This is a genomic window from Streptomyces sp. NPDC001068 (genome assembly GCF_042897315.1).
Classification (GTDB): domain Bacteria; phylum Actinomycetota; class Actinomycetes; order Streptomycetales; family Streptomycetaceae; genus Streptomyces.
On sequence record NZ_JBIAYD010000004.1, the window covers coordinates 56,678 to 75,201 of the forward strand.

Here is an 18,524-nt window from a genome sequence, read left to right on the forward strand (position 1 = left end):
CCCTCAGCTCTTGGTACGGAACTTGTAGACCGCGTACGGCGCCGCCACCGCGGTGATCGCCACCGACCAGCCCAGTGTGATCCACAGGTCGTGGGCGACCGGACCGCCGATCATCAGGCCGCGGGCCGCGTCGGCGAGCGTGGACAGCGGGTTGTAGTCGGTGAAGGCCTGCAGCCAGCCCGGCATCGACTTCGTCGGCGCGAAGATCGACGAGCCGAACTGCAGCGGGAACAGCACCAGGAACCCCATCGCCTGCACGGACTGGGCGCTCTTCAGGATCACGCCCAGGGTGAGGAACACCCACATGATCGAGGAGGCGAACACCGCGGACAGGCCCACGGCGGCGAACAGCCCGGCCCAGTGGGTGATGTGGAACCCGACCAGCACGGCGACGACCATCAGCACGGCGGTCGCGAACAGCATCCGCACCAGCTCGACGGAGATCTTCGCGAACAGCACCGAGCCGCGACCGATCGGCAGCGACCGGAACCGGTCCATCACACCGGAGTTGAAGTCCTGGCTGAACCCGGTGCCGACGCCCTGCGAGAGCGTCATGCTCATCATGGCGATCATGCCCGGGATGACGTACTGGACGTAGCCGTCCTGGCCGCCGCCCAGCGCCTGCCCGATCGAGCCGCCGAAGACGTACACGAACAGCAGGGTGAAGACGACCGGCATCAGCAGCGCGTCGAACATCGACTCGGGGTCCTGCCGGATCCACAGCAGGTTGCGGCGGATCAGGGCGCCGGTGTGCCGCAGGTGCCCGCGCAGCGGGATCCGGGCGTCGGCGGTGCCCGGGACGGTGGTCATGGCCGGTTTGGTGGTGACGGCGCTCATACGGCGACCTCCTCGCGGTCGTCGGCGGGCGTGGCGTCCTGCGGGGCACTGGCGCGGTGGCCGGTGAGGGACAGGAAGACCTCGTCCAGGCTGGGCAGTTCGGTGACGATGGAGCTGATGGTGATACCGCGGGCGGTGACGGCGCCGACCACGGCGGTCAGCTGCTCGTCGCTGAGGATCGGCACCAGCAGGGTCCCGCGCTCGGCGTCCACGGTCGTGTTGGCGAGTCCGGTGATGCCCAGCTCGTCGATCATCGTGGCGAGCGGCCGCACCTGCAGCGGGTCGACCGGCTGCACGCGCAGGGTCCGCCCGCCGACCTTGGCCTTGAGCTCCTCCACCTTGCCGCCGGCGATGACCTTCCCGCGGTCCACGACGGTCAGCTCGGAGGCGAGCTGCTCGGCCTCCTCCATGTACTGGGTGGTGAGCAGGACGGTCACGCCCTCGCCGACCATCGCCTTGACCTCGTCCCACACCTCGTTGCGGGTGCGCGGGTCGAGGCCGGTGGTGGGCTCGTCCAGGAACAGCACCTGGGGGTGCCCGATCATCGAGGCGGCGAGGTCCAGGCGGCGGCGCATGCCGCCGGAGTAGGTGCTCGCCGGGCGCTTGGCGGCTTCCGTCAGCGAGAACCGTTCCAGCAGCTGGTCGGCCCGGGCCCGGGCGTCCTTGCGGGACAGGTCGAGCAGCCGCCCGATCATGTAGAGGTTCTCCCAGCCCGGCAGCTTCTCGTCGACCGAGGCGTACTGCCCGGTCAGGCCGATCACCCGGCGCAGCTGGCGGGGCTGGCTCAGGACGTCGTAGCCGGCGACGAAGGCCTGCCCGGCGTCCGGCTTCAGCAGGGTGGACAGGATCCGGACGATGGTCGTCTTGCCGGCCCCGTTCGGTCCGAGGACACCCATCACGGTGCCTTCGCGGACGTCCAGATCAACTCCGTCGAGAGCCTTGGTGTCGCCGTAGTGCTTCACCAGCCCCCGTACGGTCACGGCGGTGTTGTCGATTCGCGTCATGGGAAGAACCGTGCCAGGCCCCACCGACAAACCACCGACAGGCCGCCGACACCGTCCGACAGCCCGGTGACATCCCGCCGACATCCCGCCGACACGGGTACCGTGCCGGGGCTGCCGCCCACCCGGCCCAGCCCGTCGTCACCGGTCGACCGGATCTGCCGCAGTTGCGCGTCGAGCACACCGATGATACGGCGGCGGCACCGTCCGACCGGAGCCGGCGGGGTGAGGCCCCGGGTGAGACGCGGGCGGCCGGCCCGCCGACGGGGGAAGATCGGCGGGCCGGCCTGGGTGTTGCCGCAGTGGCTCTAGTGGACGGAGTGCTCGTCCAGCGGGAAGGCGCCGCCGACGACGTCCTCGGCGTAGGCCCGGGCCGCGTCGCCCATGACCGCGCGCAGGTCCGCGTACTTCTTGACGAACTTCGGCACCCGGCCCGAGGTCAGGCCGAGCATGTCGGTCCACACCAGGACCTGCGCGTCGGTCTCGGGACCCGCGCCGATGCCGACCGTCGGGATGTGCAGCGTCCGGGTCACCTCGGCCGCCAGCTCCGCCGGGACCAGTTCGAGCACGACCGCGAAGGCGCCCGCGTCCTGGACCGACTTGGCGTCGCGCAGCAGCTGCTGGGCCGCCTCCTCGCCGCGGCCCTGCACGCGGTAGCCCATGGCGTTGACGGACTGCGGGGTCAGGCCGATGTGCGCCATCACCGGGATGCCGGACTCGACGAGCAGCCGGATCTGGTCGTGCGAGCGCTCGCCGCCCTCCAGCTTGACCGCGCCGACCCCCGCCTCCTTGACCATCCGGGTCGCCGAGCGCAGCGCCTGCACCGCGCCCTCCTGGTAGGAGCCGAAGGGCAGGTCGCCGACGACGAGGGCGCGCCGGGTGCCGCGGACCACGGCCGCCGACAGCATCGTCATCTGGTCCAGGGTGACGGGCACCGTCGAGTCGTAGCCGAGGTGGCAGTTGCCCGCCGAGTCGCCTACCAGGAGCACCGGGATCCCGGACTCGTCGAAGACGGAGGCGGTCATCGCGTCGTACGCGGTGAGCATGGGCCACTTCTCGCCGCGTTCCTTGGCGAGGGCGATGTCACGGACCGTGATGCGGCGGCTTCCCTTGCCTCCGTACAGCGTCCTGCTGCCGTCGGAGGGGCTGTCAGGCGTGGGCTGGGCAGCGGAGAGCTGCGTCATGGGAACGGCTCCTTCACGTCATCTCGAGGCACCCTCACGGTGTCCCCGGACCGGTTCCATGGTGGCACTTCGTGCCGTCCCGGGCCAGAGGACCGCCGTGTGATCCGTCGGTCACCCGTCTTGCGTAAGGCCTCGGTAAAGGAATTCAGATACGAGACGGTGCCGTATTGAAATGGGCCTAGGCTCGTCGTCATGACAACTCCTGCCGACCGCGCTCCGACCGGCCCCCGGATACCCGAGGAGGTGCACCGGCGCCGCTGGGCGATCCTCGGCGTACTGATGTTGAGCCTGCTGATCGTGGTGCTCGACAACTCGATCCTGAACGTCGCCATCAAGACCATCTCCACCCCCGCCCCGACCGGCCTCGGTGCCACCCAGAGCCAGCTGGAGTGGGCGATCAACGCCTACACCCTGGTCTTCGCGGGCCTGCTGTTCACCGCCGGGCTCGTCGGTGACCGGCTCGGCCGCAAGAAGGTGCTGATCGGCGGTCTCGTGGTGTTCGGCCTCGGCTCCGCCCTGGCCGCCGAGTCCGGTTCCCCGGACCAGCTGATCGCCTACCGCGCCCTGATGGCGCTCGGCGCCGCCTTCGTGATGCCGGCCACCCTCGCCGTCCTGATGAACGTCTTCGAACGCCAGGAACAGCCCAAGGCCATCGGCATCTGGGCCGGCGGCGTCGGCCTCGCCATCGCGATCGGCCCGGTCACCGGCGGTGTGCTGCTCGACCACTTCTGGTGGGGCTCGGTCTTCCTCGTCAACGTGCCGATCGTGATCGTCGCGCTGGCGCTGATGGTGTGGCTGGTGCCCGACTCGCGCGACCCGCGTCCGGGCCGCCTCGACCCCGTCGGTGTCGTGCTCTCCGTCATCGGCCTGGTCCTGCTGGTCTACGGCATCATCAAGGGCGGCGAACTCGCCGACTTCACCGACGCCAAGGTGCTCGCGACCACCATCGCCGGAGTCGTGGTGCTCGCCGGCTTCGTGGTCTACGAGATGCGCAGCGACCACCCGTCCCTGGACGTCACCTACTTCAAGAACAAGATCTTCTCGTCCGCCATGGCCGCCATCGCGCTGGTCTTCTTCGCGCTGATGGGCGTCACCTTCTTCTCGGTCTTCTACACCCAGAGCGTCCGCGGCTACTCGCCGCTGCAGTCCGGCCTGCTGCTGCTCCCGCTCGCCGTCGCGCAGCTGATCTTCGCGCCGCGGGCCCGGCTGGTCGTGGACCGGATCGGCAACAAGGCCACCACCACCGCGGGCCTGGTCCTGATCGCGGCGATGCTGGGCATGTTCGCCACCTTCGAGGCCGACACCCCGATCTGGATCCTGGAGGTCGTCTTCTTCCTGATGGGCACCGGCATGGCGCACATCATGACGCCCACCTCGGTCGTCATCATGCAGGCCCTGCCCCGCGAGAAGGCCGGTTCCGCCTCCGCGCTCAGCAACACCTTCCGGCAGGTCGGCGGCGCCCTCGGGATCGCCGTCCTCGGCTCGGTCCTGTCGACGTCGTACCGCGACGGCATCGAGGACAAGCTCGGCGCGCTGCCGCCGGGGCTGCGCGACACCGCCGGCGAGTCCATCGAGGCCACGCTGGGCGTCGCCCAGAAGCTCGGGGCGCAGGGCAAGGCCCTGGTCGACCCCGCCAACGACGCGTTCCTGCACGCCATGCACACCACCGCCCTGTGCGGGGTGGGCGTCGCGCTGCTCGGCGCGGTGGTCACCGCCCTGTTCCTGCCGGGCAAGCCGCCGGCCGGTCAGCAGGGCGAGCGCGAACCGGAGTTGGTCACCGCCGGGGAGTGAGCGGGCACACGATAGGGCGAGGATCCACGGGGGGAGGCTTGGGCTGCGGGACAATTCCCGCAGCCAGTGAGAGGACGGTACGACGTGAGGCTTGCCGACAGCCGGCCGCGGTCCGTGGGCCCCGCCCGGGGGCGTCCCCGCAGCGAGGCGGTGGAGAGCGCCATCCTGGAAGGGGTGATGAAGCTCCTGGAGGACGGTGTTCCGCTCGCCGAGCTGTCCATCGAGCGGATCGCCCGGACCGCCGGCGTCGGCAAGGCCACCATCTACCGCCGCTGGAACGGCAAGGAGGAGCTCTTCGTCGACGTGATGCGCGCCGCCGAGCCCCCGGACCCCGAACTCCCCGGCACCTCCATGCGCGACGATCTCGTCGTCCTGCTCGAATCGCTGCGCCGGCGCGGACTGATGAACCGTTCGTCGGCGATCCTGCACAACGTGTACGCCCAGATGAAGAGCAGCCCCCGCATCTGGAACGCCTATCACGTCAACGTCGTCAACCCGCGGCGCGAACTGGGCAAGGAAGTGCTGCGCCGCGGCCAGCGCAACGGCGAACTCCGCGCCGACATCGACGTGGACCTCGCCAACGACATGTTCACCGGGCCGATGCTGCTGCGGGCCGTCCTGCGCCCGGACGCCGACCTGCCCGAGGGCATGGCCGAGGAGATCGTCGACTCGGTGCTGGCCGGGCTACGGCCCGTCAGCACGCCGGAACCGGAACCGGAACCGTAGCGGGCGAGGCCGTCTCCCGGCGGAATGTGCACGTTTCGTCACAGTCCGCCCCGACCGGCCGGTAACCGGAACCCCTTCGGCCGGTGAGTTCGTCCTCGTCTTCCGTACGGCCGTCATGTGACGGCGGGATCGGAGCCGATCATCCCCTAGGGTCGTATCCCGGGGGACGACGGTGTGCACGGGCAGGTTGTGAGGCAGGCGTATGGCGCAGCAGGCGTACATGACGGAGACGGACAACGGCGGCTCGGGGCCCGACCGTCGGGGAGACCGGTTCCGGCGCCTGGTGAACCGTGTGCTGGTGGGCTGGCGCGACGACCCGCGCATCTGGCGCCGGGGCCTGGTCCTCGCCGCCGTCGCGCTGCTGCTGGCCGGCGTGATGCTGATGCACTCCCGGATCCCCAACGCCATCGGCAACCTCGGCAGTCTTACAGAGACGTTCCTGCCCTGGCTGGGCCTGCTGGTCCCGGTGCTGGTGCTGCTCGGGTTCCTGCGCCGGTCGGCGACCGCGCTCATCGCCGTACTGCTCCCGGCGATCGTCTGGCTGAACATGTTCGGCGGACTGCTCACCGACAAGGCCGGAACCGGCGGCGACTTCACGGTCGCCACGCACAACGTGAACGCCGAGAACCCCGACCCGACCGGGACCGCCGACAAACTCGACGCGTCCGGGGCCGATGTGGTGGCCCTGGAGGAGCTGACGGCGTCGGCCGTACCGCAGTACGAGAAGGCGCTGGCCCCGACGTACAGGTACCACGCGGTCGAGGGCACCGTCGGGCTGTGGAGCAAGTACCGGCTGACCGGACTGAAGGCGGTCGACATCAAGCTCGGCTGGACGCGCGCGATGCGGGCCACGGTGGCGACACCGGAGGGTTCCCTCGCGGTCTACGTCGCCCATCTCCCTTCTGTCCGGGTGAAGCTGAACGCCGGGTTCACCGCCCGGCAGCGCGACACGAGCGCGGACGCGCTCGGCGAGGCGATCGCGGACGAGAGCCTGCCGCGGGTGGTCCTCCTGGGCGACCTCAACGGCACGATGAACGACCGCTCCCTCAACGGCGTCACCTCGCAGATGCGGTCCACGCAGGGGGCGGCGGGCAGCGGGTTCGGGTTCAGCTGGCCGGCCGCGTTCCCGATGGCGCGGATCGACCAGATCATGGTGAAGGGCGTGGAGCCGGAGAGCTCCTGGACCCTGCCGAGGACGGGCAGCGACCACCTGCCGGTCGCGGCACGTGTGAACCTGACCACGCCGGGTTCGTAAGAGGCCAGGTCACAGCCATGTCAGGACAATCGGCAACCGCGCCTTGACCTGTCGGAATACTTTGCCTGGGATCATTTGTTCCGCACTTGAACTTAAAGACGTGCGGAACACGCTCCCCACCGCTCCGGAAAGGCAAAGCCCGTCATGCCCCTGGCCCTGCTCGCCCTGGCCGTCGGCGCCTTCGGCCTCGGCACCACCGAGTTCGTGATGATGGGCCTGCTGCCCGACGTCGCCGACGACCTGCACATCTCGATCCCGACCGCCGGCCACCTCGTCTCCGCGTACGCGCTGGGCGTCGTCATAGGCGCCCCGCTGCTGGCCGCGCTGACCGCCCGCATGCCCCGCCGCACCGTCCTGATCTCCCTGATGGCCCTGTTCGTGGCGGGCAACGCGCTGTCCGCCCTGGCCCCCGGCTACCACTGGCTGCTGGCCGCCCGCTTCCTGAGCGGCCTGCCGCACGGCGCCTTCTTCGGCGTCGGCGCGGTCGTGGCGACCGGCCTGGTGGCACCGGAGCGCAAGGCCCGCTCGGTCTCCCTGATGTTCATGGGCCTGACCGTCGCCAACATCGCGGGCGTCCCCGTCGCCACCCTCACGGGGCAGCACCTGGGCTGGCGGGCGACCTTCCTCGGCGTGAGCCTGATCGGCGTCGCCGCGATGGCCGCCCTCGCACTGCTGATCCGCAGGACCGACACCCCGGCCCCGGTCTCGGGCCTGCGCGGCGAACTGACCGCGCTGCGCTCCCTGCCGGTCTGGCTGGCCCTCGCCACCACCGTCGTCGGCTTCGGCGCTCTCTTCTCCGCGTACAGCTACATCACGCCGATGCTGACCGGCTCCGCCGGGTACGCCGACTCCGACGTCACCCTGCTGCTGGCCCTCTTCGGCGTCGGCGCCACCGCCGGCAACCTGATCGGCGGCCGCCTCGCCGACCACGCGATGCGCGGCACGCTCTTCGGCGGCCTGGCCTCCATGGTCGTGGTCCTGCTGCTCTTCCCCGCCCTGATGCACACGCAGTGGAGCGCGGCCCTCGCGGTGACCCTGCTCGGCGTGGCCGCGTTCGTCACCGGCTCGCCGCTCCAGCTGATGGTCATGGAACGGGCCGCCGCGGGCCCCTCCCTCGCCTCCTCCGCCAACCAGGCGGCCTTCAACCTCGCCAACGCGGGCGGCGCCTGGATCGGCGGCGTCGCCCTGGCCGCGGGCTTCGGCACCACCTCGCCGGCGGTGGCGGGCGCGGCCCTCGCGGTCCTGGGGCTGGGCGTGGCGAGCGTGGCCTTCGCCGTGGACCGCCGCGGAGCGGCGCCTTCGGCGGGTCAGGAACGCGTCGTCGCCTCGCACGTCCCGGACCCCACGGAACTGGTCCGCTCCTCCTGACCGGCGGCGCCCCGGCCGGCTTCCGGCCCATGACGTCAAGGGGTGAAGCGGTGCGGGCGGGACGCGGACGACCCGGTCTGCCTACGATGATGCTCTCGACACCAGCCCCCGGGAGGCACGCGATGTCCGCCGCAGCCATCGAGCAGCCCTTCGACGACGAGCCGTTCTCGCTCACGGCCATCGCCGACGAGATCATGGATCGGCATCCGGGCTACCGCGTCGAGATCATCGGAGGCCACCTCCTCGTGACCCCATCACCGGACGCCCCTCACGCACGTGCCCTGACCGGCCTGATGATTCCCTTCATTGCCGCGGGTCTGCACGGAGAGGAAACCGAGGTCCTGCAGAACGTCGGACTCCGGCTGCCCACCGGAGCCGAGGACTACGCCATCCCCGACCTCGCGATCGTGGACGCCGACATCGACGACCACTTCGTCGAGAACAACGCCTACGACCCGGTCTGCTTCCGACTTGTCCTGGAGGTCACCTCCAGCAACTGGAAGGACGACCTCAAGACCAAGGCCGTCGCCTACGCCCAGGCCAAGGTTCCGGTCTATGTCGTCGTCGACCGCAAGCACCGGCGCGTCCACGTGCTCACCGAGCCCGACGGGGAGCAGTACGAGCACCACCGCCCGTACTCGCCCGGCGAGACCGTCACGCTGCCCGAGTCGATCGGCGCGGAGGTCACGCTCGACGTCGAGGGGATCCTCAAGGCCGCCTCGAGGAAGGCCGACTGAGCGCCGCCTCTCGCCCCCTGCATTACGGCAGAAGGGCGCGAGGCCGGTGAAGACCTCACGCCCTTCTGCTCAGCGGCTCACCGCGTCAGTGCTTGCGGTGCGCCTGCGCCTTGTACGACTCGACGTAGCCGGCCGCCGGGGTGCCGACGCCCGTCACGTCGTCGTAGCCCTTCACCGCGGACAGCGAGCTGTCCTTGCCGAGGCTGCGGACCGAGTACAGCAGGCCGTCGGTGGCGTCGAAGCCGTTGGCGAAGTCGACGCGGGCGACCGCGAGGTCCTTGCCGGTCGGCTTGTCGGTGACGTCGTGGTAGGCCTTCGTGCCGTACTTGGAGTAGATCAGCGGGTTGGCGAAGCCGATCGCCTTGCCGCGTGCCTCCTGGGCGAGGGCCTGGACCGCCGCGATGACCGGAGCGGCCAGCGAGGTGCCGCCGATGCGGTACTCGCTGTACGCCTCGGTGCCGTCCGCCTGGGTCTGGGTCTGGCCGACCTTGAACCCGGTGTTGGGGTCGGCGATCGCCGAGATGTCCGGGACCACGCGGTTGCCGCCGGCGCTGTTGGCCTTCGCGAGGGAGTCCGGGACGACGCCCTTCTGGTAGGAGGGCTCGTTCACCGTCTTGCTGGTGCCGCCGCCCGCGCCCGAGGTGAACGGGCCGGGGAAGCCGGTCCAGCTCTTGCCGTCGGCGGACAGCGAGGCCTTCTCGGTGCCCCAGCCGGTCTCCCACAGGTACTTGTCGCCCTTGCCGACGGCCAGCGAGGTACCGCCGACCGCGGTCACCCAGGCGGAGTTGGCCGGGGTGTCGACCTGCTTCACCGTGGTGTTGGCGACCTCGTCGCCGTTGTCACCGGAGGAGAAGTAGAAGCCGATGCCCTGTACCGCGCCCAGCTGGAAGACCTGGTCGTAGGCGGCCTGGACGTCGGGGGTCTCGTTGCCCTCGATGTCGCCCCAGGAGTTGGAGACGATGTCGGCCAGGTGGTTGTCGACGACCTTGCTGAGCGCGTCGAGCAGGTCGCTGTCCTGGCAGGAGGCGGCACCCACGTAGGTGACGTCGGCGTCCGGCGCGACCGCGTGCACGGCCTCGACGTCGAGGGTCTCCTCGCCGTACCAGCCGGAGGCGTCGCACTCGTCGGCGCCGGTGTTCGTGTAGTTCGCCGGCAGCACCTGGTGCAGCTGGCTCGTCTTCCACGCGGAGTCGCCGTGCGCCTTGGCGTAGGTGCCGGCGTCGAAGGCGATGGTCGGCGAGGCGAACGCGTCGGTGATCGCGACGCGCACGTGCTTGCCGGTGTACTTGCCGGCGCCGTAGGCGGCCCGCAGCTGCTTGCCGGTGTAGCCCTTGACGGCGTACGGGACCTTGCTGCCGTACGCGGCCGGCAGGGTGGTCGCGGTCTTCGAGCCGTAGTACGACGAGAACGGCCCGGCGTTCTTGAACACACCGGCCGGGGGCGGCAGCGTGTCGTCGTGGGTCGCCTTGTGCGGCGCGTTGTCCAGGCCGGTGACGGTCAGGACGGCGTCGCTGACGGAGGCCGGCACGGTCGCGGTCGCCGCCGGGGCGCGGTAGGTCTTCGAGCCCTTGGCGTAGTTGTGCAGCTGGGTGCCGAAGGCCTTCTCGACGGCGGACACGTCGCCGGAGACGGCTATGTAGTGCTGGGTGACCTCGGTGACCTTCAGGCCGGACGTGGTCAGCCAGGACTTGACGGCCTTCACCTGCGCCGCGGTGGCGCCGAAGCGGGCCTGGGCCTGCTTGGCGCTGAGGTACTTGCCGTAGTTCGGCGAGCTGGGGTCGGACACCGACTTCGCGTAGGCCGCGAGGCCGCTGGCGTTCCGGCCGGCGAGGTAGACGCGCGCCTTGACCTGCGCGCTGTCGGAGGTGGCGCCCTTGTCCGCCTTGGCCGTGGCCCAGGTGGGCTTGGTGCCCTTCAGGGTGTCACGGGCCGGGCTGTCCGCGGCGTGCGCCGCGGGTATGCCGAGCGCGAGCGCGCCGGCGATCATCGGCAGTGTCGCTGCCATGCTCACGCTGGCCCGCACCTTGGCACGGTTCGATCTCATACTGCCCCCTGCTATGCGGTTCGACGCATCGAGTGGTCGGTCAGGCGTGATCATCAGGAGGCCGGCGGCGGAACGGCCCGTGAATGGATCACACGATCGGGGTCACTCTTGCGGTGAACTGTTCATGCCAGGGGAATGAAAAGGCCAAGGAAACCCCAAGTCCGCGTTGCTTGGGGCTCTTTGGCCTGTTTTGAGCGCCGTACCAAAGGTGACGGGTCCATTGCGATGGTCGGTTTGCTCTTGCGGTGCCGTCAAATCGACAAATCCCCCATCTCGTGCGGGGGTTCAGTCGCGCGGCGCGGCGCCCCGCTCCTTCAGCATCTGCGCCATCGCCGTCAACTCCGACTGCTGCGCGTCCACCATGCCCTGGGCGAGGCTCTTCTCCACGCCCACCGTGCACTTGGCCACACAGCCCTCGGCCATGTGGATCCCGCCCCTGTGGTGGTCCGTCATCAGCTGGAGGTAGAAGACCTCCGCCTGCCTGCCGTTCAGGGTCCCGAGCTTCTTCAGCTCCGTGTTGGTCGCCATCCCCGGCATCAGCGAACCGTCCTTGCCGGAGGCCATGTCGCCCATGCCCATCCAGGTCATCGGCGGATCGGCCGACACCTTCGGCAGCCCCCACAGGTCCAGCCAGCCCAGCAGCATGCCGCGCTGGTTGGCCTGCGTCTGCGCGATGTCGTAGGCGAGCCGCCGCACGTCGGCGTCCTTCGTGCGGTCGCGCACGATGTACGACATCTCCACCGCCTGCTGGTGATGGACCGCCATGTCCCGCGCGAACCCCGCGTCCGCGGAGCCGGCGGCGGGGACCGTGCCGCCGCCGTGACCGTCCTCGCCCGCGACCGCGTAGGTGATCGCGCCGACCGCGACCACCACCGCCACCGCGGAACCCGCGATGAGCACCGAGCGCATCACTGGCCCTTACCGCCCGTGCACGCGGCGCCCGGCTCGGGCGTCTGCTTGCCCTGCACGAACTCCTCGAAGAACTTGCCCACGTTCGGGTCGCCGGCCCCGGTCACGGTGCGCTGGTGCGCCCACGCCGTCATCATGATCGGGTCCTTCTGCTTGTCGTCCGGGCTCATCAGCGTGTACGGCGTCTGCTTGACCTTCGCGGCGAGCGCGTCGACGTCGGCCTTCTTCGCCTTGCTGTTGTACGTCACCCAGACCGCGCCGTGCTCCAGCGAGTGCACGGCGTTCATGTCGTCCAGCGCCTCGGTGTAGACGTCGCCGTTGCAGTTCTGCCAGACCGGGTTGTGGTTGCCGCCCACCGGAGGCTCGGTCGGATAGCGCACGGGCGTGGTCACGTGCGTGCGGCCCAGCGTGCCCTTCCAGGTGTTCACGCCGTCCGCGCCGGTCACGAAGTGCCCCGAGGTCTTGGCGTCGGCCGCCGCGGTGTCGTCACCGGACTGCTTCTTCACCAGCACCACACCGCCGGCCACGAGCCCGGCGACGACCACCACGCTCGCGGCGATCACCAGGATCCGGTTGCGACGCTCACGCGCCCGCTCCGCGCGCCGCATCTCCTCTATGCGCGCCTTGCGTTCGGCGTTGTTGCTCTTCTTCGCGGAACCCATGAGGTGTGTCCTTCTGCGGGTGAGGGGTGTGAGAAGCGGGCCCGCCGATCGTAATCGGGAGAAGGGGGCGGCCGTGGGGAGGGCACAGGAAAGGCCGGGAAAGTCCTGCCATCCGACAGGAAACCGATAATTTGAACGGTGGATGCTTATTACCTACCCTGGGCGGTATGAGGCTGTTGCGCTCCACCGACCTCGCCCTGCGGCTCCTGATGCGGCTCGCGGTCGCGGGCGACTCCACCCCCACGACCCGCGAGGTCGCCGGGGACATGGACGTGCCGTACACGCACGCCGCGAAGGTGGTGGCCGAACTCCAGCACCTGGGACTGGTCGACGCCCGGCGCGGCCGGGGCGGCGGGCTCACCCTCACGGAGAAGGGCCGTACCGCGTCGGTGGGCGCGCTCGTCCGCGGCTTCGAGGGCGAAGGCGACGTCGTCGACTGCGAGGGCGCCACCCCCTGCCCCCTCAACACCGCCTGCCGCCTCCGGGGCGCCCTGCGCCGCGCCCAGGAGGCCTTCTTCGCCGCCCTGGACCCGGTGACCGTGACGGACATCGTGCGGGAGCCCACGGGGCCGCTGCTGCTGGGGATCACGACCCGTCCGCGGGGCGACGGCTAGACGACACCCGCCATCGGGGCCCGAGCGGGGCGGGCGCGGGCCCCGACGGTGCGGAAGAGGGGCTCCACGCCCCGGACGCCTCCCCACCGGGCTCGCCTGTGGGGAGGCGTCGGGTCAGGCCCGAGCCAGCCACAGGTCCGGGCCGAACACCTCGTAGTGGATGTCGGCCGCGGACACGCCCTTCTCGATCAGCTGGGCGCGCACCGCGCGCATGAAGGGCAGCGGACCGCACAGGTACGCGCGCGTGCCCGGCGCGACGTCGATGCCGGCGAGGTCCACCCGGCCGGTGCGGGTGCCCGGCTCGCCGTCGCGCTCGTAGAAGAGGTGCACGGCGGCGTCCGGCAGTTTCGCCGCGTACGCCGTGTGGTCGGCGCGCAGGGCGTGGTGGGCGGGGGAGCGGTCGCCGTGCACCACCGTGACCGGGGCGCGGTGACCGTCGGCCGCGAGCGCGGCGAGCATCGCCGCCATCGGGGTGACACCGATGCCCGCGGAGGCGAGCAGCAGGGGCCGGTCCGCGGTGCCGTCCAGGACGAGGTCGCCGAACGGCTCGGAGAGCTCCAGGACGTCGCCTTCGCGCACGCGCGCGTGCAGGTGGTGGGAGACCTCGCCGTCGGGGGTCGCGGCGTCGCCGGACACCCGCTTGACGCTGAACTGGCGGACCGACTCGCCCGGCGCCCCCGACAGGCTGTACTGGCGGATCTGGCGGGCGCCGTCGGGGAGCGTGACCCCCACCGAGACGTACTGCCCGGCCCGGAAGCCGCGGACCGCCCCGCCGTCCGCGGGCCGCACCCGGAAGGTGACGACGTCCGCGGTCTCCGTGACCCGCTCGACGACCCGCCAGGGCCGCAGCCCGGTGTCGCCGCTCTCCTCGTACAGCCGCTTCTCGATCGCGGTCAGGGCGTTCGCCATCAGCCAGTAGACCTCGTCCCAGGCGGCCGCGACCTCGGGGGTGACGGCGTCGCCGAGCACCTCGGCGATGCCGGCGAAGAGGTGCTCGTGGACCACCGTGTACTGCTCGGGCGCGACCCCGAGGGAGGCGTGCTTGTGGGCGATGCGGCCGAGCAGGGCGTCGGGCCGCTGGTCGGGGTGGTCCAGCAGGTGCGCGGCGAAGGCGGCGATGGAGCCGGCGAGGGCCTGGCGCTGGGTGCCTGCGGCCTGGTTGCCGCGGTTGAAGAGGTCGCGCAGGAGGCCGGGGTGGGCGGCGAACAGGCGGGCGTAGAAGCGCTCGGAGATCTCGCCGATGGCCGCGCCGACGGCGGGGAGGGTGGCGCGGACGGTGGCAGCGGACGGTTCGGACAGCATCGGGGCTCCTTGTGGCTCGCCGGACGGTTCTGCGCCTCGACCGTATTAAAACTTGCATCTGAGATTCAAATTTAAAGTCCGTGGTCTCGGTCACTCGGGATGCGGAGCGGCCGTTACGGATGCCTGGGCGAGCAGGCAAGATGGGCGCCAGAGCGGTACACCTGCCGTACGGGAGCCGTTCAGGCCCGGGACGCCGGGGCGATCATGGTCCGCAACGCGCATGAAATGCTGTTGTGGTGTGATGCTCAGGTGCCCGACCGCCTCCTGTGGGACCGGGATCAGGCGGCCTGACCAGCAAGGATGGGGAAGCGGAAGATGGACAAGCAGCAGGAGTTCGTGCTCCGGACCTTGGAGGAGCGGGACATCCGGTTCGTACGCCTGTGGTTCACGGACGTGCTGGGTTTCCTCAAGTCCGTCGCCGTGGCCCCGGCCGAGCTGGAGCAGGCCTTCGACGAGGGCATCGGCTTCGACGGCTCCGCGATCGAGGGCTTCGCCCGGGTCTACGAGTCCGACATGATCGCCAAGCCGGACCCGTCCACCTTCCAGGTCCTGCCGTGGCGCGCGGAGACCCCCGGCACGGCCCGCATGTTCTGCGACATCCTGATGCCGGACGGCTCTCCGTCCTTCGCCGACCCGCGCTACGTCCTCAAGCGGGCCCTGGCCCGCACCTCCGACCTCGGCTTCACCTTCTACACCCACCCCGAGATCGAGTTCTTCCTGCTCAAGGACCGCCCGCTGGACGGCACCCGCCCCATCCCGGCCGACAACTCGGGCTACTTCGACCACACCCCGACCAACGTCGGCATGGACTTCCGCCGCCAGGCGATCACCATGCTGGAGTCGATGGGCATCTCGGTCGAGTTCTCCCACCACGAGGGCGCGCCCGGCCAGCAGGAGATCGACCTCCGGTACGCCGACGCGCTGTCCACCGCGGACAACATCATGACGTTCCGCCTGGTCATGAAGCAGGTGGCGCTGGAGCAGGGCGTGCACGCGACCTTCATGCCGAAGCCGTTCTCCGAGCACCCCGGCTCGGGCATGCACACCCACCTGTCCCTCTTCGAGGGCGACCGGAACGCGTTCTACGAGTCCGGCGCGGAGTTCCAGCTCTCCAAGGTCGGCCGCTCCTTCATCGCGGGCCTGCTCAAGCACGCCGCGGAGATCTCGGCGGTCACCAACCAGTGGGTGAACTCCTACAAGCGCATCTGGGGCGGCTCCGAGCGCACCGCCGGTGCCGGCGGCGAGGCCCCCTCCTACATCTGCTGGGGCCACAACAACCGCAGCGCGCTGGTCCGGGTCCCGATGTACAAGCCCGGCAAGACGGGCTCGGCGCGGGTCGAGGTCCGCTCCATCGACTCCGGCGCCAACCCGTACCTGGCCTACGCCCTCCTGCTCGCGGCCGGCCTGAAGGGCATCGAGGAGGGCTACGAGCTCCCGCCGGGCGCCGAGGACGACGTCTGGGCCCTGTCCGACGCGGAGCGCCGGGCGATGGGCATCGAGCCCCTCCCGCAGAACCTCGGCGAGGCCCTGACCCTGATGGAACGCAGCGACCTGGTCGCCGAGACCCTCGGGGAACACGTCTTCGACTTCTTCCTGCGCAACAAGCGCGCGGAGTGGCACGAGTACCGCAGCGAGGTCACGGCCTTCGAGCTGCGGAAGAACCTGCCGGTGCTGTAGGGGCGGGGCGGGGCGGGCTTCCCGTCTGTCAGACGAGTGGGGGCCGACGGTACGTGACCGTCGGCCCCGTCCTGTCTTGTCCTGCCGGCCGTATCCGGTGGTGTGTGCCGCACCCTGTCGCCCGGGTCGCCGGGCGTGTCACAGTCGGCGGGGTGACGTCTCGTCAAGGATGTGAAGGAGGGGCGGAGTTGGCGACCGCGTGGGAGTACCGGACGGTCCGGATCAACGGGGATGCCGGTTGGGAGGAGGCGCTGAACGCCGCGGGCCGGGAAGGTTGGGAAGCGGTGGGTGTGGTGCCCGTCAGCGCGAGTTACAGCAGCAACAGCCAGGGGGGAACGCAGTCCATGTGGAACACGGGAGTCGCCGTGCTCCTGAAGCGCCCCGGGTGAGCCGGCGCCGCGCGGCTCCCTCGGGTCCGGGCGGACGTGCGGTGAACCAGGGGTGTCCGCCGTACAACCAACAGGCGGCCTCGCGTGTCTTCTGCACGCCCGGACGAAGATCCGGCTGATCGTGTGGGAGAGAGATGCACATCCGTACGGCCGCGGCCGCCGCCGCGGGCACCCTTGCGGTGCTGGCCCTGTCCGCCCCCGCCGCGCAGGCGGACACCCACAAGGGTGACACCGTCTTCACGTCGGTGACCTTCAGCAAGTCCACCCTTTATCTCGGCGCCAGCACGGCGCACGGCCTGACGGTCACGGCGACCGTCAAGGACAACTCCGGTATCAAGAACATCTACGGCGGCAAGCTGGTCAGCCCCGCCGGCCGCATCGCCTTCCCCAGGAGCGCCGACTGCACCAGGCCCTCCTCGACGACGATGAAGTGCGTCTTCAAGTACCTCCTGGACCCGGACGGCGCCGACTACGAGAACCTCAAGAACGCCGACGCGGGCACCTGGCACCTCGACGCCGAGGCCGCGGCCAAGGACGGCGACTACTACGGGCTGACCACCAGCAAGACGATGAAGGTCAAGCGCTACGCCCGGCTCACCGCCACCCAGGCGGGCCCCGAGCCCGTCGCCAAGGGGCACGCGCTCACCGTGACCGGGACCCTGAGCCGCGCCGACTGGACCGGCGGCGGCTACGACGGCTTCGGCGCCCAGCACGTCGCCCTCCAGTTCAAGAAGGCCGGTTCCTCGACGTACGGCACCGTCAAGACGGTGACCACGGACGGAAGCGGGAAGCTGCGGACGACCGTCACCGCGCACTCGGCCGGCACCTGGCGCTGGCGGTTCGCCGGCACCGGCACCACCGGCGCGGCCAACGCGACCGGGGACGGCGTCGCCGTGAAGTAGTCGCCCTGAGACGGCGGCGGCTCCGGGCCATCCCGGCGGCACGGCTCCCAGGCCTTCGGGAGCCGGTCCGTGCCGGTTCGTGCCGGTCAGGGAAGATCCGTGCCGGTCAGGGCAGATACGCCGGCGACACCGCGGACACGCTGATCCGCCGCGGCTTTCCCGTGCCGTCCGCCGGGGTCTCGTACAGGTCCGCCCCGTAGTCGCCCGGCAGCGCGTAGACGACCGTGTGCGCGTCCTTCCAGAGCGCCTGGTCGTCGACGCTGCGCGGCTCCGCCAGCGGGGTCTCGCGCATGGTCCGGAGGTCCAGGACGTACAGGTGCCAGGGGGCGTCCTTCGGGAGGCCCCTGACGCGCTTCTTGTAGGCGACGCGGGTGCCGTCGGGGGACAGGGAGGGGCATTCCACGTTCGGGTGGAGGGTGGTGACCGTGCGGCTGCGCAGGTCGCCGCGGACCAGGTACGTCGACCCCTTCGTCGCCAGGGTGGCGTAGAAGGTGCGGTCGTCGGACGCGAAGGTGACGCCCCAGAAGTTGACGTCCGCCGCGTGGTACGTCCTTCCGTCCTTGACGATCCGGAACGCCTCCAGCGAGGGGATCAGTTCCCCGGTACGCGTGTCGACGATCGCCGTGCGTGTGGAGAAGTCCGTGCCCGCGTACGAGTCGCCGCCCACGAACGCCGTCCAGGCCGCGTACCGGCCGGTGGGGGAGACCCTGGCGCGGGACGGGATGCCGGGGACGTCGTAATGGGCGGTGGCGTGCAGGTCCGCGTCCAGGACCAGGGCGCGGTAGGTGTCAGAGACCGGGCCGTGGACGGCCTGGAGGCAGACTCCGGTGCCGGCGGCCGCGTGGAACCGCAGGCACTTGACGCCCGACGCGGTGCGCGGGGCGGCCGGGTCCGACGCCGGGACCGCCGTCAGTTCGTCCCGGTGCGGACCCCACGCCATGTTGCGGAAGACCATGCGGTGGGGGGTGGTCAGGGTGACCCTCCCCGCGGTGACCTCGGGGCCGCCCGCCTGCGCCTGGTCGCGGCGCTCCGCCCGCGCCGAGGCGTGCAGGACGGCGGTCAGGGCGACCGCCGTCAGGACCACCAGCGCCGAGAGCAGGATCAGGAGGCGGGAGCGGAGCGTCAT

General features: G+C 70.7%; 17 protein-coding genes. 9 read left to right on the plus strand and 8 right to left on the minus strand.

Annotated elements, in window-relative coordinates:
* Positions 1–3: 3 nt before the first annotated feature.
* The 3 genes from ACFY3I_RS12550 to panB all read right to left on the minus strand — a co-directional run bounded on the left by ACFY3I_RS12550 (position 4) and on the right by panB (position 3,022).
* A complete protein-coding gene (locus ACFY3I_RS12550) occupies positions 4–837 on the minus strand; it encodes an ABC transporter permease (protein WP_365294489.1) in 834 nt (277 codons plus the stop codon).
* On the minus strand, positions 834–1,841 hold the full coding sequence (locus tag ACFY3I_RS12555; RefSeq protein WP_365294491.1) for an ATP-binding cassette domain-containing protein: 1,008 nt from the start codon (positions 1,839–1,841) through the stop codon (positions 834–836). Before ACFY3I_RS12555 ends, ACFY3I_RS12550 begins: the two co-directional genes overlap by 4 nt.
* Positions 1,842–2,146: 305 nt before the next feature.
* Positions 2,147–3,022, minus strand: coding sequence for a 3-methyl-2-oxobutanoate hydroxymethyltransferase (gene panB, locus ACFY3I_RS12560; RefSeq protein ID WP_390860553.1), 876 nt, complete (start codon positions 3,020–3,022; stop codon positions 2,147–2,149).
* Between the two features lie 192 nt (positions 3,023–3,214).
* Between panB and ACFY3I_RS12565 the strand changes: the two genes are divergently transcribed.
* The 5 genes from ACFY3I_RS12565 to ACFY3I_RS12585 all read left to right on the plus strand — a co-directional run bounded on the left by ACFY3I_RS12565 (position 3,215) and on the right by ACFY3I_RS12585 (position 8,899).
* Positions 3,215–4,813, plus strand: a complete 1,599-nt coding sequence (locus tag ACFY3I_RS12565; protein WP_390860554.1) for an MFS transporter — start codon at positions 3,215–3,217, stop codon at positions 4,811–4,813.
* An 84-nt stretch (positions 4,814–4,897) separates the two neighbouring features.
* Positions 4,898–5,539, plus strand: a complete 642-nt coding sequence (locus ACFY3I_RS12570) for a TetR/AcrR family transcriptional regulator (protein ID WP_390860555.1) — start codon at positions 4,898–4,900, stop codon at positions 5,537–5,539.
* A 202-nt stretch (positions 5,540–5,741) separates the two neighbouring features.
* Positions 5,742–6,794 (plus strand): endonuclease/exonuclease/phosphatase family protein, encoded by a 1,053-nt coding sequence (locus ACFY3I_RS12575; RefSeq protein WP_390860556.1) that lies wholly within the window; start codon positions 5,742–5,744, stop codon positions 6,792–6,794.
* A gap of 144 nt (positions 6,795–6,938) precedes the next feature.
* Positions 6,939–8,162 carry an MFS transporter gene (locus ACFY3I_RS12580; RefSeq protein ID WP_390860557.1) on the plus strand — a complete coding sequence of 408 codons (1,224 nt, stop codon included), beginning with the start codon at positions 6,939–6,941 and terminating at the stop codon, positions 8,160–8,162.
* Positions 8,163–8,284: 122 nt separating this feature from the next.
* Complete coding sequence (locus ACFY3I_RS12585) at positions 8,285–8,899, plus strand: Uma2 family endonuclease (RefSeq protein ID WP_365294502.1); 615 nt, start codon at positions 8,285–8,287, stop codon at positions 8,897–8,899.
* 85 nt (positions 8,900–8,984) lie between these two features.
* Here ACFY3I_RS12585 and ACFY3I_RS12590 read toward each other — a convergent pair whose 3' ends face one another.
* The 3 genes from ACFY3I_RS12590 to ACFY3I_RS12600 form a co-directional block, all read right to left on the minus strand.
* Positions 8,985–10,943: a protease pro-enzyme activation domain-containing protein gene (locus ACFY3I_RS12590; protein ID WP_390860558.1), complete on the minus strand. Its 1,959-nt coding sequence runs from the start codon at positions 10,941–10,943 to the stop codon at positions 8,985–8,987.
* A 285-nt stretch (positions 10,944–11,228) separates the two neighbouring features.
* The gene (locus tag ACFY3I_RS12595; RefSeq protein WP_390860559.1) at positions 11,229–11,852 is read right to left on the minus strand and encodes a DUF305 domain-containing protein; all 624 of its coding nucleotides are present in this window, start codon (positions 11,850–11,852) and stop codon (positions 11,229–11,231) included.
* Entirely contained in the window at positions 11,852–12,514 is a 663-nt protein-coding gene (locus tag ACFY3I_RS12600; protein WP_365294507.1) for a DUF3105 domain-containing protein, read from the minus strand. Before ACFY3I_RS12600 ends, ACFY3I_RS12595 begins: the two co-directional genes overlap by 1 nt.
* Before the next feature lie 167 nt (positions 12,515–12,681).
* Here ACFY3I_RS12600 and ACFY3I_RS12605 point away from each other — a divergent pair, with 167 nt between their 5' ends.
* A complete protein-coding gene (locus ACFY3I_RS12605; protein WP_390860560.1) occupies positions 12,682–13,128 on the plus strand; it encodes an Rrf2 family transcriptional regulator in 447 nt (148 codons plus the stop codon).
* A gap of 114 nt (positions 13,129–13,242) precedes the next feature.
* Here ACFY3I_RS12605 and ACFY3I_RS12610 read toward each other — a convergent pair whose 3' ends face one another.
* On the minus strand, positions 13,243–14,430 hold the full coding sequence (locus ACFY3I_RS12610) for a globin domain-containing protein (protein WP_390860561.1): 1,188 nt from the start codon (positions 14,428–14,430) through the stop codon (positions 13,243–13,245).
* A gap of 315 nt (positions 14,431–14,745) precedes the next feature.
* On the opposite strand from ACFY3I_RS12610, the gene ACFY3I_RS12615 reads away from it, so the two are divergent.
* From ACFY3I_RS12615 to ACFY3I_RS12625, 3 genes are all read left to right on the plus strand, one after another.
* Positions 14,746–16,107, plus strand: a complete 1,362-nt coding sequence (locus ACFY3I_RS12615) for a glutamine synthetase family protein (RefSeq protein ID WP_351325696.1) — start codon at positions 14,746–14,748, stop codon at positions 16,105–16,107.
* 188 nt (positions 16,108–16,295) lie between these two features.
* Positions 16,296–16,496, plus strand: a complete 201-nt coding sequence (locus tag ACFY3I_RS12620; protein WP_390860562.1) for a hypothetical protein — start codon at positions 16,296–16,298, stop codon at positions 16,494–16,496.
* Positions 16,497–16,630: 134 nt separating this feature from the next.
* Complete coding sequence (locus tag ACFY3I_RS12625; protein WP_390860563.1) at positions 16,631–17,398, plus strand: calcium-binding protein; 768 nt, start codon at positions 16,631–16,633, stop codon at positions 17,396–17,398.
* Positions 17,399–17,504: 106 nt separating this feature from the next.
* On the opposite strand, the gene ACFY3I_RS12630 is transcribed toward ACFY3I_RS12625, so the two are convergent.
* Positions 17,505–18,524, minus strand: coding sequence for a TolB family protein (locus tag ACFY3I_RS12630; RefSeq protein WP_390860888.1), 1,020 nt, complete (start codon positions 18,522–18,524; stop codon positions 17,505–17,507).